General features: G+C 35.9%; 16 protein-coding genes. 8 read left to right on the top strand and 8 right to left on the bottom strand.

The window, feature by feature from the left end; all coding sequences use genetic code 11:
• Window positions 1-7 precede the first annotated feature (7 nt).
• The 3 genes from B0I22_RS01775 to B0I22_RS01765 all read left to right on the top strand — a co-directional run bounded on the left by B0I22_RS01775 (window position 8) and on the right by B0I22_RS01765 (window position 5,142).
• Window positions 8-1,501 carry a complex I subunit 4 family protein gene (locus tag B0I22_RS01775; protein ID WP_133942898.1) on the top strand — a complete coding sequence of 498 codons (1,494 nt, stop codon included), beginning with the start codon at window positions 8-10 and terminating at the stop codon, window positions 1,499-1,501.
• A gap of 77 nt (window positions 1,502-1,578) precedes the next feature.
• Window positions 1,579-2,961: an NADH-quinone oxidoreductase subunit N gene (locus B0I22_RS01770; RefSeq protein WP_133942897.1), complete on the top strand. Its 1,383-nt coding sequence runs from the start codon at window positions 1,579-1,581 to the stop codon at window positions 2,959-2,961.
• A gap of 327 nt (window positions 2,962-3,288) precedes the next feature.
• Complete coding sequence (locus B0I22_RS01765) at window positions 3,289-5,142, top strand: CocE/NonD family hydrolase (RefSeq protein ID WP_133942896.1); 1,854 nt, start codon at window positions 3,289-3,291, stop codon at window positions 5,140-5,142.
• A 93-nt stretch (window positions 5,143-5,235) separates the two neighbouring features.
• Here B0I22_RS01765 and B0I22_RS01760 read toward each other — a convergent pair whose 3' ends face one another.
• Window positions 5,236-6,228, bottom strand: coding sequence for an LLM class flavin-dependent oxidoreductase (locus B0I22_RS01760; RefSeq protein WP_133942895.1), 993 nt, complete (start codon window positions 6,226-6,228; stop codon window positions 5,236-5,238).
• Window positions 6,229-6,392: 164 nt separating this feature from the next.
• Between B0I22_RS01760 and aqpZ the strand changes: the two genes are divergently transcribed.
• The gene (gene aqpZ, locus B0I22_RS01755; RefSeq protein ID WP_133942894.1) at window positions 6,393-7,106 is read left to right on the top strand and encodes an aquaporin Z; all 714 of its coding nucleotides are present in this window, start codon (window positions 6,393-6,395) and stop codon (window positions 7,104-7,106) included.
• A gap of 53 nt (window positions 7,107-7,159) precedes the next feature.
• Here aqpZ and B0I22_RS01750 read toward each other — a convergent pair whose 3' ends face one another.
• From B0I22_RS01750 to B0I22_RS01720, 7 genes are read right to left on the bottom strand one after another with little or no spacing between them, the layout of a single operon-like run.
• Window positions 7,160-7,705 carry a hypothetical protein gene (locus B0I22_RS01750; RefSeq protein WP_133942893.1) on the bottom strand — a complete coding sequence of 182 codons (546 nt, stop codon included), beginning with the start codon at window positions 7,703-7,705 and terminating at the stop codon, window positions 7,160-7,162.
• An 11-nt stretch (window positions 7,706-7,716) separates the two neighbouring features.
• Window positions 7,717-8,310: a DUF5715 family protein gene (locus tag B0I22_RS01745; protein ID WP_133942892.1), complete on the bottom strand. Its 594-nt coding sequence runs from the start codon at window positions 8,308-8,310 to the stop codon at window positions 7,717-7,719.
• 9 nt (window positions 8,311-8,319) lie between these two features.
• Window positions 8,320-9,300: a LuxE/PaaK family acyltransferase gene (locus tag B0I22_RS01740; protein WP_133943936.1), complete on the bottom strand. Its 981-nt coding sequence runs from the start codon at window positions 9,298-9,300 to the stop codon at window positions 8,320-8,322.
• 23 nt (window positions 9,301-9,323) lie between these two features.
• Window positions 9,324-10,088 carry a UDP-2,3-diacylglucosamine diphosphatase gene (locus tag B0I22_RS01735; protein ID WP_133942891.1) on the bottom strand — a complete coding sequence of 255 codons (765 nt, stop codon included), beginning with the start codon at window positions 10,086-10,088 and terminating at the stop codon, window positions 9,324-9,326.
• Between the two features lie 26 nt (window positions 10,089-10,114).
• Window positions 10,115-10,318: a hypothetical protein gene (locus B0I22_RS01730; RefSeq protein WP_133942890.1), complete on the bottom strand. Its 204-nt coding sequence runs from the start codon at window positions 10,316-10,318 to the stop codon at window positions 10,115-10,117.
• Between the two features lie 3 nt (window positions 10,319-10,321).
• Entirely contained in the window at window positions 10,322-10,942 is a 621-nt protein-coding gene (locus B0I22_RS01725) for a DUF3575 domain-containing protein (protein WP_133942889.1), read from the bottom strand.
• Window positions 10,943-10,944: 2 nt separating this feature from the next.
• Window positions 10,945-12,114 (bottom strand): thioredoxin family protein, encoded by a 1,170-nt coding sequence (locus tag B0I22_RS01720; protein ID WP_133942888.1) that lies wholly within the window; start codon window positions 12,112-12,114, stop codon window positions 10,945-10,947.
• 315 nt (window positions 12,115-12,429) lie between these two features.
• Here B0I22_RS01720 and B0I22_RS01715 point away from each other — a divergent pair, with 315 nt between their 5' ends.
• Genes B0I22_RS01715 through B0I22_RS01700 form a run of 4 tightly spaced genes read left to right on the top strand, consistent with a single transcriptional unit; the run spans window position 12,430 to window position 14,619 of the window.
• On the top strand, window positions 12,430-13,146 hold the full coding sequence (locus tag B0I22_RS01715; RefSeq protein WP_133942887.1) for a DUF3822 family protein: 717 nt from the start codon (window positions 12,430-12,432) through the stop codon (window positions 13,144-13,146).
• A 2-nt stretch (window positions 13,147-13,148) separates the two neighbouring features.
• Window positions 13,149-13,589, top strand: coding sequence for a GNAT family N-acetyltransferase (locus B0I22_RS01710; protein WP_133942886.1), 441 nt, complete (start codon window positions 13,149-13,151; stop codon window positions 13,587-13,589).
• A 3-nt stretch (window positions 13,590-13,592) separates the two neighbouring features.
• Complete coding sequence (locus B0I22_RS01705; protein ID WP_133942885.1) at window positions 13,593-14,159, top strand: RsmD family RNA methyltransferase; 567 nt, start codon at window positions 13,593-13,595, stop codon at window positions 14,157-14,159.
• A gap of 13 nt (window positions 14,160-14,172) precedes the next feature.
• Window positions 14,173-14,619 carry a glucosaminidase domain-containing protein gene (locus B0I22_RS01700; protein ID WP_133942884.1) on the top strand — a complete coding sequence of 149 codons (447 nt, stop codon included), beginning with the start codon at window positions 14,173-14,175 and terminating at the stop codon, window positions 14,617-14,619.
• The last annotated feature ends 16 nt before the right edge of the window (window positions 14,620-14,635 follow it).

The raw sequence follows: 14,635 nt of genomic DNA, 5'->3' as shown, positions 1-14,635 counted from the left end.
ATAGATAATGTCTTATTTACTATTAACATTATTACTGTTACCTCTTGTAGGTTCGGGTTTACTCTTTTTCTGGAAAAATGCTTCCAGTAAATATATCGCATTGGCTTTTGCCCTTGCACAGATGTTTTTAGCATTTTATATGTTGGGAAGTTTCGATTTCAATCCAACTGTTGATGCGCCATTGCAATACGAAATCACCTATCCTTGGTCCAGCTACATCAAAAGTAGTTTGAATTTTGGGATTGATGGAATGAGTATGCTAATGGTCCTACTAACGAACATCTTGGTTCCACTAATTGTTTTGTCTTCTTACAACGAAGCGAAAGGTTATCCAAATTCTTTCTACGCATTGATTTTATTGATGCAATTCGGATTGTTGGGTGTTTTCACTTCTTTGGATGGATTACTTTTCTACATTTTCTGGGAAGTAACATTGATTCCAATCTGGTTAATCGCTGGAATCTGGGGACAAGAGGACAAGAGAATCAAATTCACAACAAAATTTTTTGTGTACACATTCGTAGGATCTTTGTTTATGTTGATTGGTTTGATCTACGTTTACAACCACGCAGCATCTTTCGCTTTGACAGATCTTTACAATGCTTCACTTAATATCAACGAACAAACGGTTATTTTCTGGTTCATCTTCTTTGCATTTGCAGTGAAGCTACCAGTATTTCCTTTCCACACTTGGCAGCCTGACACGTACACCTACTCTCCTACTCAAGGATCGATGTTGCTTTCAGGAATTATGCTAAAGATGGCAGTTTATGGCGTATTAAGATATTTGTTACCAATCACACCATTAGCAATTGGCGGAATATCCGGAGAAATTGTAATCATCCTTTCAGTGATCGGAATTATTTACGGTGCTTTGATTGCAATGATTTCTACAGACAGCAAACGATTGATTGCTTTCTCATCTCTTTCCCACGTTGGATTGATTGTCGCAGGTATTTTTGCCTCAGCAGTCGTGACAATGAGAACAGGATTGACTTTCGAAGGTGGACAAGGCGCAATGATCCAGAGTTTTGCTCACGGAATCAACGTTGTAGGACTTTTCTACTGTGCAGATATTCTTTACAAAAGATTCAAAACAAGAGACATCAGAAAAATGGGAGGTTTGGCAAAAGTCGCTCCTAAGTTTGCCATTTTGTTTATGATCATCTTATTAGGTGCAACCGGAGTTCCATTGACAAACGGATTCATCGGAGAATTTATCTTGCTAAAATCTATCTATTCTTATAACTTAATTATGGCTGTTTTAGCAGGATTGACAATCATTCTTTGCGCCGCATATATGTTGAGATTCTACGGAAAAGCAATGTTCGGAAAAGGTGATGATTCAGTTTTGGCTACTACGAAAGATGTAAGCAATGTAGAATTCACAGTGTTGGCAAGTTTATCAGTATTCGTCATTGTTTTGGGCGTTTATCCTCAACCGGTTATAGAAATGGTGACAAGCTCGGTGAGTTTTATTTATTCATCAATGATCAATTAATTTAAAATTAAAAATTAGAAAGAGACTATGAAAGTTGAGAATATCAAATTTCAAATCTCCAATCTCAAATCTATATTATGAGTGTTTTAATAGTTTTATTCCTTACGGCAATTCTTGTATTATTCTCGGGTGTTTTCGAGAAAGGAAAATACGCAAGATACATCGGGATCGCAGGATTGATCGTTGGTTTATATGTGAGTTTTCTTCCGGAATGCGAGTTTTTCGCTCAGTACAAATCGATGTATGAATACAGCTACAACGCTGCGCTGTTTACCAAAATATCGGTAGTTGTCACATTGCTTTTGTTCTTTTTAGGAGGCTTTGCATTCAGCAATCACAGAAGTCATCAGTCAGAGTTGTACGCATTGATGTTGTTTGCACTTTGTGGAGGCGTTGTATTGTTCGGATTCCAAAACTTGGTTACATTATTCTTAGGAATCGAGATTCTATCAATTCCTTTGTACGTAATGGCAGGAGCTAATAAAACCGACCTTCGTTCCACAGAGGCTTCTATGAAATATTTCCTAATGGGAGCTTTCGCAACAGGTTTCTTGTTGTTCGGAGTTGCTTTGGTTTATGGTAGCGCAGGAAGTTTCGACCTTTACGCCATCCACGATTTTGCTTACAACAATCCAAAGAATTTGATGTTGATAATGGGAGCTATTTTGATGCTTTGTGCCTTGGCATTCAAAGTTTCATTGGCACCTTTTCACATGTGGAGCCCCGATGTTTACCAAGGTTCTCCTTCATTGATTACCGCTTTTATGGCTTCGGTTGTAAAGATTTCCGGATTCTTCGCATTATTCAAATTAATGACCATCGCATTCGGCGGAATTGCTGGTGATTGGATTAATATTTTGGGCGTTTTCATCATCTTGACTTTGCTTTTGGCAAACGTAATGGGATTGGTACAAACCAACGCAAAAAGAATGCTCGCTTACTCTTCCGTTTCCCACGCAGGATACATTTCATTGATATTTTTCGGAATCAATAACTTATCGACGTACATTTTAGGTTACTATCTATTCGCTTACTCATTGGCAACCGTTGGTGTTTTCATCAGTTTGATTTGGGTAGAGAAAATCAAAAAAGAAGCATCGTTCACAGCCTTCAACGGATTGGGAAAAAGAGAACCAATCTTGGCAGTCGTTTCCACAGTTTCAATGTTATCTATGGCTGGGATTCCTTTGACGGCTGGTTTCATCGGTAAATTAGGAATTTTCAACCAAGCAATTGGCGGACATTACGAGTTCTTGGTTCTAATCGCAGTTCTTGGATCAGCGTTAAGTATCGCTTATTATTTAAGACTAATTATGGCAATGTTCTTCTACAAAGAAGACAATTTCAACACGTCAGAAAGAGCAAGCATCACTTACAACATCGTTTCTATAGTCATTATTTTGGCTTTGGTTTCGATGGGAATTGTACCAGATTTGTTCGCAAGAATATTTGGATTATAAAATCAATTCACTAAAAAAATACAAACTTGATTCTAAAAGAGTCAGGTTTTTTTTATTCAGTCAAACAAACTCTCAAACTCTCCCACTCTAAAATAAAAATTATGGCGCCTATATCCGCGCTCCGTTCCCGCTTTTTTCTGTCGTTGCTTTCGAACTTTAGTTTATTAATAGAACTTTTTGTCAATCGCAACAACAGAAAAAGAGCTCCACTCAGCTCGGGGCGCGCTTCGCAAAATTTGAACATTTGTCTTTCAAATTAAACATTTGTCAACAATTGTCATTTTCCATTCCATCAAAAAACCTAACTTTATTCAAATTTTTATGTCAATGAATAAATTATTTTTTCTGCTCGTTGTATTGACTTCCGCATTAGGATTTTCGCAAGCAACTTCTGTCCAAGAAAACTTTACAAAAAAAGAAGTTTACATCCCGATGCGTGACGGCACAAAACTATTTACCATCATCTACACGCCAAAAGACATTTCGAAAAGCAACAAATATCCGTTCATTATGAACAGAACTTGTTACAGCATCGCACCTTACGGCGAAACCAATTTCAGAAAGAAACTCAGTCCAAACAAATTCATTGAAAATGAAAAATACATCTTCGTTTTCCAAGACGTTCGCGGAAGATATATGAGCGAAGGCACTTTCACGAATATGACGCCACAAGTGGATCACAAAACCAAAAAAGATGTGGACGAAAGTACAGACACTTATGACACCGTAGATTGGTTGGTGAAAAATGTTCAAAATAACAACGGAAAAGTAGGTCAATACGGAACTTCATATCCTGGATTTTACACGGCAGTTGGAACTTTGGCAAATCATCCGGCTTTGGTTGCCTCTTCTCCTCAAGCACCAATTTCAGATTTTTGGTTTGATGATTTTCTTCACAACGGTGCTTTTTTGATGAGTTATTTCAAAACTTTTCCAGTCTTCGGCGTTCAGAAAACCAAAGCTGAAAACGAATCTTGGTTCGCTGACAAAATGATAAAACCGACTTCCGAAGATGGTTATTTATTCTACCAAAATATGGGAACGTTGAAAGAAGGCGTGGACAAATATTACAAAGACAACTTCTTTATGCAGGAAGTAATGGCGCATCCAAACTACGATGACTATTGGAAAAAACGAAATCTATTGCCTCATCTCAAAAATATCAATCACGCCGTAATGACGGTCGGCGGTTGGCTTGACTCGGAAGATTTAGCAGGTCCGTTGAATATTTATAAAACCATAGAAAAGAACAATCCAAAAGCAAAAAATACAATCGTGATGGGACCTTTTTCCCACGGCGGTTGGAATTATGACACAGGAAAACATTTTCATAATGACATTTATTTTGGAGATAGCATTGCTACTTTTTATCAGAAAAATATAGAGCAACCTTTCTTTAATCATTATTTAAAAGAAAATTCTAAAACTTCGGCAAAACTTCCGGAAGCTTATATGTTTGACACCGGAAAAAAAGAATGGAAACAATTCGAAAATTGGCCACCAAAGCAATCCAGCAAACAAAGTTTTCATTTAAATAGTTCAGGAAATCTCTCTGTAACTGGAGAAAATCCGAAAACAAATTCGATTTACATTTCTGACCCAAACAAACCAGTTCTCAGCAGTAATAATCTGAAAGATATGAATGGATTCACGCCGAAAAATTATATGAGCGAAGATCAACGTTTTGCGAGTTACCGACCGGACGTAGTAACTTTCACCACCGATATTCTGGAAAAGGATTTGACTTTGGCTGGAGAAATTTTAACAAAGTTGAAAGTGATCACATCATCAACAGACGCTGATTTTATCGTGAAGCTAATCGATGTTTATCCCGCAGACGAAAAAGCAAATCCAGACAAACCAGGCGTCATCTTCGCCAACTACCATCAGATGGTGAGAAGCGAAATAATGCCCGCGAGATTCCGCAATAGTTTTGAAAAACCGGAAGCTTTGGAACCGAATAAGGAAACAGCGGTCAATGTAAAATTACAAGACGTTTTCCATACGTTTAAAAAAGGACACAAAATTCAGATTCAAATTCAGAGCACTTGGTTCCCGCTGATGGCGATTAATCCTCAAAAGTTTTTGGCCAATCCGCGTTTGGCTACCAAAGAAGATTATCAAAAGGCTGAAATCAAAATTTCCAGTGGAAGTACGATAGAATTTGATGTTTTGAAATAAAAAATCAAGTTAAAAAAAAAAGCCTTGTCAAGGTTTTGAACCTTGACAAGGCTAAAAAATAGAAAGCACAAACTTCGGTTTGTGCTTTTTTAATTATAATGACTTGATGACTTCAGATGCAATCTCGTAAGATCTTTGCTTTTTATCGAAATCATAGATATTTCCGGAGACAATAATTTCATTTGGTTTGTAATCTTTCACAAACTTCGATAATTTTTCTTTCAATGTTGCTTTGTCACCAACAAAAGTTTTCGCGGCCATTCTGTTGAGATGTAATGCGACATCATCACCCATATTGGCAAGATCTGTTTCGTCCGGTGGTAAAAGCGGTTGTCTCTGATCCGTCAAAATATTGACAAAAACCTGAAAATGCGAAGTCGATAAATAATGTGCTTCGTCCACAGTCTCTCCCGCAATAATATTAATACAAATCATCACATAAGGCTCATCCAAAAACTCAGACGGCTGAAAATGTTCTCTGTAAATTTCCAAAGCAACCTCCAACTGCGACGGCGCAAAATGTGCTGCAAACGCATAAGGCAAACCAAGTTTCGCCGCCAAAAAAGCAGAATCAGTCGAACTTCCCAAAATGTAAAATGGAACATCCGCACCTTCGCCAGGAATCGCTCTTACTTTGGCTTCTGAGTTTTCCTTAGACATATATTTTTGAAGTTCTTTGATATGGAATTCAAAATTATAATTGGGATTGAAATTATTTCCACGCAAAGCACTAGCCGTCAATCCATCAGTTCCAGGCGCTCTTCCCAAGCCAAGATCTATTCTGCTTGGATACAATCCGTCCAAAGTTCCAAACTGCTCTGCTACTGACAAAGTGGAATGATTTGGTAGCATAATTCCTCCTGAGCCAACACGCAAAGTGGTTGTTTGACCAGCTACGTGACCTATCAAAATAGAAGTCGCTGCACTCGCCACGTTTGGAAAATTGTGATGTTCGGAAAACCAATATCTTGTGAAACCAAGTTTCTCAGCGTGTTGAGCAGATTTTACAGATTTCTGAAATGTTTTACTTATATCGTCACCTTTGACAATAGTTGCCAAATCGAGAATTGAATATTTTAAAGCCATAATTATAAAATTTATACAATTGTTTAACTCAAAAAACAAACCATTGCATTAATGTGAAAAATAATTGGAAATTTTGTCAGTCATTAATTAATAATTTAATTATTTACAATTAATTGAAATAATTATTAAATTTGCGACAATAAACTATCAAAAAAAATAAACAAATGGTATCTAAAACTTCAAAATTTGTTGCTGAAATGATTGGCACAATGGTTCTCGTATTAATGGGCTGCGGAAGCGCCGTAATTGCTGGCGCAGATGGCACAACTGGCGTTGGACTCTTAGGAATTTCTTTTGCGTTTGGTCTTAGTGTGGTCGCAATGGCTTATGCAATTGGGCATATTTCCGGCTGTCACATCAATCCTGCAATTTCTATCGCAATGGTTGCGGCTGGCAGAATGAAAATATCAGAAGCGGCTTACTATATTGTGGCTCAGATTGTTGGCGCAATCATCGGCGCTGGAATTCTCTACGTTATTTTCACGAATCATCCTGCTGGTGAATTGGGCCCTTGGGCTTTGGGCTCGAATGGCTGGGGAACTGGTTATTTGGATCAGTACAATACTTATGCAGCTTTTATTGCTGAGTTTGTTTTCACATTTATATTTTTATTAGTGATTCTTGGATCTACTTCTACCAAAAATATCCACGGTGGTTTTGCAGGTTTGGCAATTGGACTTTCATTGGTTCTGATTCACATTGTTGGGATTAAAATTACCGGTGTTTCTGTGAATCCTGCGAGAAGTATTGGTCCCGCAATTTTTGCACAAGGCGCTGCTCTTTCTCAAATTTGGCTTTTCATCGTTGCACCAGTCTTGGGTGGCGTTTTTGCCTCATTCGTTTACAATCTTTTGATTGAGAAAAAGGAAATTGCTTAAATTAATTTCACTAATAAAAAATCAAAAAATCCTGTCAAGATCATTGGCAGGATTTATTTTTTTGTTTTGATGTCGAAAGGATTTTTGAAAATCAGTTCTTCTCTTTTCCCCTTTAGTTCGAATTTTTTGAAGAGAAGACTTCGAGCCATATTTCTAATAAAAGATTCTTTGTCGCAAAGTTTCCAGTACGAATCCTGGTGAATTATTTTTGGCTCACGGATTTTGTAAAAAGTCGTTTCCCAATTGTCTTCATCGTGATAAAACTCAATGATACCACAGTGATCTGGGATTTCATTATGATCTATCATTCCCATTGGCAAAAGAAAACTGAACGAATTGCAGATGTAATCGCCACAACCAATTTTATCGTGTTTCAGAAACTTTTCTCCTGTTTTCTGATTGGTATATTTCTTTTTGAAATCGTTTTTGAAGTCTGATTTGGATAATTTAATTTCGATCTCGTGACTGAAACCTTCATTATCAATGGATAAAATATCGGCTTCCCAATCGGAATGAAAAAAATTGGTCAGAATAATTTCTTTATCAAAATCGCCATTTTGATGGATGTAAGCGTGAATCAATTCCTCGATTTTCAACATCAGTCAAATCTTTAGTAATTACGAACCGTCACGTGATAACAGCTTTGTTGCTTCTCTTTGATGTAAAAAATCTTGCCTTGATTTTTGTACGCTTCCAGAACTTTTTCCAAGTGTTTTTCAAGTTTTGCATTGACCTTCAGCTTATGATCAAAACGAACATAAGAAATATCGAACGCGGCCCCATAATTGTGCGAACTAATCCCTAATGATGCATTGGAATTGACTTTTCTCAATCTGCATTGGTCTTCCAAAGTTCTTGTGACAGAAGAAACGACGAAGAAACTTTTAGTTTCGGACGCAAACTGATTGGCCATATTTTCCAAAGTCGTTCTGGCTTTTTTTACCAAATACGGTCTGCTGTACTCCAAAGTTTGCAATCTGTAACCTCTTGATTTTTTTTTGACTTTTACGAATTTTCCTCTGGCAATATACTTGTCCACGGACTTTGTATTTTCCAAAAGATTGACATTAAAATTCTGAGATGCGAGCAAATGTGGTTTGTACAAAGCGGTTGGCTCAACTTTCAGAACAGATTTCAAATCGTAACATTTCTGAGATTGGAACCAAGAAAAACTTAATATTGATATTAATAATAGAAATCTCATTTTATATTTTTATGAAACCAAAAGACTGCAACCACGAATATCAGAATGGTCTATTCTGCCCAAAACCTGAAACGTATCTTTCTCAGATTTGCCCAAATCCTGCGTTGCGATGAACGAACAAGAATGTCGATTTGCCAGATCAATAATATTGATAGCGCCGGTTTTTCCATCATCTACATAAGAAAATGGATCTTCTGTATTTCTGATGAGAATCCGCATCCAGTTGGGACTTTTATAAACATTTTCTCCAAAAGAATAAGCCTGGGAAAGCAATTCCGTCATCGAATATTCTGAAAAAATCTTCTCTGTTTTGAAACCATTTTTGAAGATTTTCAACAATTCGTCTTTTGTCATTTCTTCCTTTCTACCTTTCATTCCGCCGGTTTCTATCACTGTTAAATTTTGTGATTGAGAAATTGAAAGATTTTGAGATTCAAGTGTATCAAGAAAATCCAACAAAGCAAAAGAAACACCGAAGAGAATTATTTTTTTATCGCTCAAAGTTTGAAGCAAATTGAATAAATCCTGATGATTGTAAAGGAAATAGCCGCTTTCTGTTTTTCCTGATTTTTTCATCAGAAAATCTATCATATAAATTAATGACGAATGTGGATTTTCGGAATAATTGGGCAATAATCCTAAGAAAATAAAATCTTCTGGCTTTCCAATAAACTGTTCAAAACTTTTGTAAATGCTTTCTTCATAAAGCGAGAAATCGGCAATATGATGTTTGGAACGGTTCATCTGTGTGGTTCCGGAACTTTGGAAATAATTTTTAGCTTCAGAATTTTTGTCTAAAACCAAGTGATTTTTGAACATTTCAATTGGAAGAAATGGAATGTCGTTAATTTTATTAATTGTTGAAATATCGATTTTCAGGTAATCGACAAATTTTCTGTAAACTTCTACATTTGTATATTGATAACGAAAAGTTTCCAAACAAGCCGTCTGGAAATCTGATTCATTTTTAATATCAAAAATATTCTGCATCATTACTCAACTTAATTTTGAAATTAACCTTCGAAAGTTTTCACTTCAAAATTCTCGCCATCAAAAACACCAAAAGTGAAATAAGAAATCCAGTCGCCAAGATTGATATATTTCGAATAATCATTCAATTCCAAAACCATTGGCAGGTGACGATGTCCGTAAACAAAGTAATCTATTTTTTCGGTTTTTAGTTTTTCTTTGGAATAAATGATGAGAAATTCTTTGTCTTCGCCCAAAAATTTTTGATCTTCTACGCCAGAAATCATTTTATTTTTTTGAGACATATAATTCGCAATCTTCATCGCAATATCCGGATGCAACCATCGGAAAGCCCATTGCGCAAGCGGATTGGTAAAAACTTTTTTCATCCGTTTGTAGCCTTTGTCGCCTGGTCCAAGTCCGTCGCCGTGAGCCAAAAGGAATTTCTTGCCAGAAATCTCGTAGTATCTTTTTTCAAAATAAACGGGAATTCCAAATTCTTCTTCAAAATAATCTTTCATCCAGAGATCGTGATTTCCGACAAAAAAATAAACGTCGATTCCAGAATCTTTGAGTTCAGCAATTTTGCCTAAAACACGGATGTAGCCTTTTGGAACGACATATTTCCACTCATGCCAAAAATCGAAAAGATCGCCCATCAAAAAGAGAACCTGTGCATCAGATTTGATGGAATCCAGCCAACGCACAAATCTATCTTCCCGGATTTTGCTCTCCTTCAAATTTGGAGCGCCAAAATGCTGATCGGATGCGAAATATATTTTTTTATTTGAATCGAGATTAATCGTCATAGGTTAATATTGAAACGAATTATGAATTAATCAAAATTGTTGCGTTCATCATTTTTATCTCTTTTGGAATAGATCCACATTCCTAATCCCAAACCAATAACTGCAGAGACTGCGGTCAACAAAGCCCGGGAAAGCTTGTCTGGATAATCGCTCCCAATATAATTCATCAAGAAAATAATGATGAAAGTGATAACAGCAATGAGGATGTATTTTGGGTTCTTGAAATTCATAATTTAAAGTTTATATGAAAGCATCAATCCCCCCTTGTAAGGCAACCATTCTCCGCTTCTGTTCATTTCTCTATCCATAGAATCGCTTCCTGCGTCATATCTATCTCCACTTATTTTATCATAACCTTTATAGAAACTTTGCATCGTTCCCACACCAATGTAGAGATCCAAATTCAATCTTTCTGTACATTTGAATTGATATCCAGCCATAGCCCCCAAAATAAATGAGTAGCCCTTTTGATAAAGATTTGAATTGATGTACGGCGTGACTTCTCCATCTTTTCGCACATAATTATTATCATTCCAATAACCATATTTCTGGATATTGAAATTTGCGGCAGACACATCTATTCCGACATAGAATTTTTTAAAAGCTTCATTAAAATAATATCTTCCATTGAAACCTAACATATAAACCTGTGCGTGCTTACCTGCAAAAGATTTCCAAGGGGAAATGAAAACATCTGCTTGTCCCGTAATGTGATCTGTAAAGCCATGTTCTACCCCAATATTGAGCATTCCTACGGGAAGGAACAAGGCATTTGCTTTTACATAAGTCTCATTTTTTTGTGCAAAACTGAAGATCGCAAAACTTAGCAAACTCAGGGATAATATTTTTTTCATAGTTATTTTTTATTCAAAATCTCGTTCATTTTTGTGCCATCTCTGTTTTCTTGTTTTGCAAAATTGGCGGCCATTCCTGCAAACATTTTAGCTTCATCTTTTTTTCCTAACTTATCATACAAAGACGCTAAAATACTTGTAGAATCAAAGTTTTCCTGAGACATCACCACTTTCTCTGCCCATCTGGCTGCCATTTGCAAAGATTTTTGATTTGAAATATGATCGTTGAAAACGCCTGCTGCGGCCAACAATTCTGAGGCATTGAACTCATCTGTGTTTTTATAATATTCCAAAGCCGTTTTTTCATAGCCTTGGTAATTCTCGTGCGAAATGTAATAATTGAGTTTGTAGATATTTAAACTTTTCTGCAGATCCTCTTTTGGAAGCAAACCTTCGCCTTCTTTCAGCACTTTTGCATCATCAATTGTTTTGGTTTTTTCGTCTGTGGCAGAAGTCACGATTTTCATTAATCTCAAATAATTATCAAACTGAACATAATTTTTATCGGTTAATAGTTGTGAAATTTCAGTTTTGTTCGCTTTGAAAACTTTGTAATTTACATCATCTACAGACTGCGTAAAATTCAGTAAAACATTGATCTCTTCTCCGGAAAATGTTTTGTCTTTTTTATTAGCAAAATACTTTTCTGAGGCTTGTTTTGCCAAAATAGGATCTTTCCCAGAATACAAAGTGATAAAGCTTAACAACGAAGGTTGATCCAATTTTCCTTTCAGGAATTCATCTTTCAAATTGGTGTTTACCAAATCCGGTTTGTTATTTTTTGTTCCTAAAGCCAGAAAATCTTCTGTATTGAGATAGCCTAATTCTTTGCCGACAACTTCGCCTTCACCGTTCAGAAAAAGCAAAGTTGGGTAACTTCTGATGCCATATTGTGCAGCAATATCTCTACCTTCGCCTTTTTCCATATCGATTCTGGCATTGATAAAATTTTTGTTGTAGAATTCTGCCACATTTTTGTCTGTGAAAACATTGCGTTCCATCAATTTACACGGGCCGCACCAAGTAGCATAAGCATCTAGAAAAACCAATTTCTTTTCGGCTTTGGCTTTGGTAAGAATGCTTGCAAAATTGGAATCTTCAAACTTGATGGACTGCTGAGAGAAGCTCAACTGGAAAACGCATAGTAAAAGGAAATATGATATCTTGTTCATCCTGAGAATAAATCGAATTAACTGCGAAGATAACCATAATATAAGAATTGACCGAGAGTGAAATACTAAAGTTTTAATTTTTTAACTTTGCAAATCTTGGGGAAGACTTTGAGATGAAAGACAAAAGATAAAAGACTTTTAAATTTTGTTTATTGCTTTTACAAGTTGGATAATATAAAGAATGTTTCAACTTTGCGAAGCGCAGCCCGACTTGAGTGGAGCTCTTTTTTTGCATTGGGAAAAGCCTTGGCAAAAAAAAGCGGGAACGGAAGGCGGAAAAGCTGCCCAAAAAATTAATTTTATTGATACTAAAATATGAGGAAATTATCCTTGCTTTTTACGAAAGATGGCTTGCAGTGGCAGATTTCGAAATCCAGAAAGGTTTTGGAAGAAAAAATCTGGCTGAAGGATGAAGAAACGCCGAAGAATTTGGTGGAGGAAAAACTGAATGAAATTTTGGCTTCGGAGAAGTTTTCTGAAATCTCTGTGATATCGGCTATCAATCATTTTTCGATTGTGGAAGAAGGTTTTGACCAGCACGATTTGGGTTATGATTTGATTTCTTACAATGCCGATGTGAAGAGAGATTCTGAGGAATTGATGTTGTCTGTGAACAAGAAATTTGGGGTTCAGTTTTATTATAGTTTTCCGAAGGATTTTTATCAGAAAATTAAAGCATTGGAAGTTCCAACGAATTTCAATTTTTCTGGTGAAAAGTTTTTGAATTCTCTGACTGTGAAAAACCGAAAAGAAATCCACGTGAATCTATATCACCAGCAAGCGGAATTTTTCGCAATTGAAAATAAAAAAGTGATTCTTTATAATAATCTGGACGCAACTTCGGAAGTGGATTTTCTATATTTCATAATGTTTACTTTGAGTAAAATAAATTTCGGAATTTCTGAAACGCATTTTTACATTTATGGAGAAACTACTGAAAATGAAACTTTTATCTCAGAAATGCAGAAATTTGTTCCGAATCTGAAAATCGTTTTCGACAATCTTCATAAGAAGAATTTTGTCCTGAATTAATAATGAGCTTCAAAATAATTGAATACAAAGATTCTCACAAAAACGGAATCCTTTCTGTTTGGGAAAAATCTGTAAAAGCAACGCATCATTTTTTGCTGGAATCCGATTTTGAAGAGTACAAAAAGATTCTGCAGAATTTCGATTTCAAAGACTTGGATGTTTTCTGTCTCGAAGAAAAAGGTGAAATCATAGGTTTTATCGGCATTCATTCAGAAAAAATAGAAATGCTTTTTCTGAATCCAGATTACATTGGAAAAGGTTTAGGCAAACAATTAACCGATTTTGCATTTTCGAATTTTGACATTCAATATGTTGATGTCAATAAGCAAAATCCAAAGGCAACAAAATTCTATAAGAAAATAGGATTTGAAACCTTTGACAGAAAGGAGAAAGACGATATGGGAAAACCTTATCCAATTCTCAAAATGAAACTTAAAAAATAAATAATGTTTAGAATAATCAGTGGAAAATGGAAAGCAAAAAGAATTGCGGCTCCGAAAAATTTTGAAGTAAGACCAACGACAGACTTCGCCAAGGAAGCGCTTTTCAGTATGCTGGACAATCGTTTTGATTTGGAATTTTGTTCCGTTTTGGACTTGTTTGCGGGAATTGGCTCCATTACTTTGGAATTTGCATCGCGCGAGTGCAAAGACATCACTTCTGTGGAACTGAACCCTAAACACGCTGGTTTCATTAACTCTACAGCCAATGATTTGGATATGGGATTGCAAGTGAATGTTCAGAGAGCTGATGTTTTCGATTGGTTGAAAAGGAAAAGAAATCACGAGAAAAAGTATGATATTATTTTCGCCGATGCGCCTTTCGAAACTGACGAAATTAAATACAACGAACTGATTGAATTGGTTTTAAAAAATGAATTATTGAAACCAAACGGACTTTTCATAATGGAACATCAAAGCAGACAAAAATATCCGCATCCAAACTTGAAAGACAGCAGAAAGTACGGAAATATCAATTTTTCTATCTTTGAAAGTCAACCAATTTCTGAATAAAATTGTTTTGAATATGAGGAATTTCAATATCAAATTTTTAAGCTTAATTATTTTATTTTTTAGTTTAAAAATCTCTGCACAGAGTTCTTACATCAATCAATATAAACCGCTTGCGACGGAACTTTCCAAAGAATTTGGGATTCCGTCTGCGATTATTCTTTCCATCGCTTACGTGGAAACTGGAGGTGGAAATAGCAAACACGCTCAGACGCTGAACAATCATTTTGGAATGGTTGGAAAAAACACGGTTAACAATTCCAGATTCAAAAGCTTTGAGAGTTCTAAGGAATCTTTCCGCGCTTTTTGTGAAATGATTTCGAGAAAAAAATATTACGAAAAACTAAAAGGCAACCTTAATCATTCCGAATGGATTTCCGCAATTGCGTCCGCTGGATATGCCACAAAACCTGCGGAATGGAAGCAGAAAATCAATTTTGTGATTAAGAAATTTGGACTTTAAAAATAATTTCTAACTT

Source organism: Epilithonimonas xixisoli, assembly GCF_004365655.1.
Taxonomy (GTDB): Bacteria; Bacteroidota; Bacteroidia; order Flavobacteriales; family Weeksellaceae; genus Epilithonimonas; species Epilithonimonas xixisoli.
Note: the sequence above shows the minus strand (reverse complement) of the source record. Positions and strands in the feature narration are given on the sequence as shown.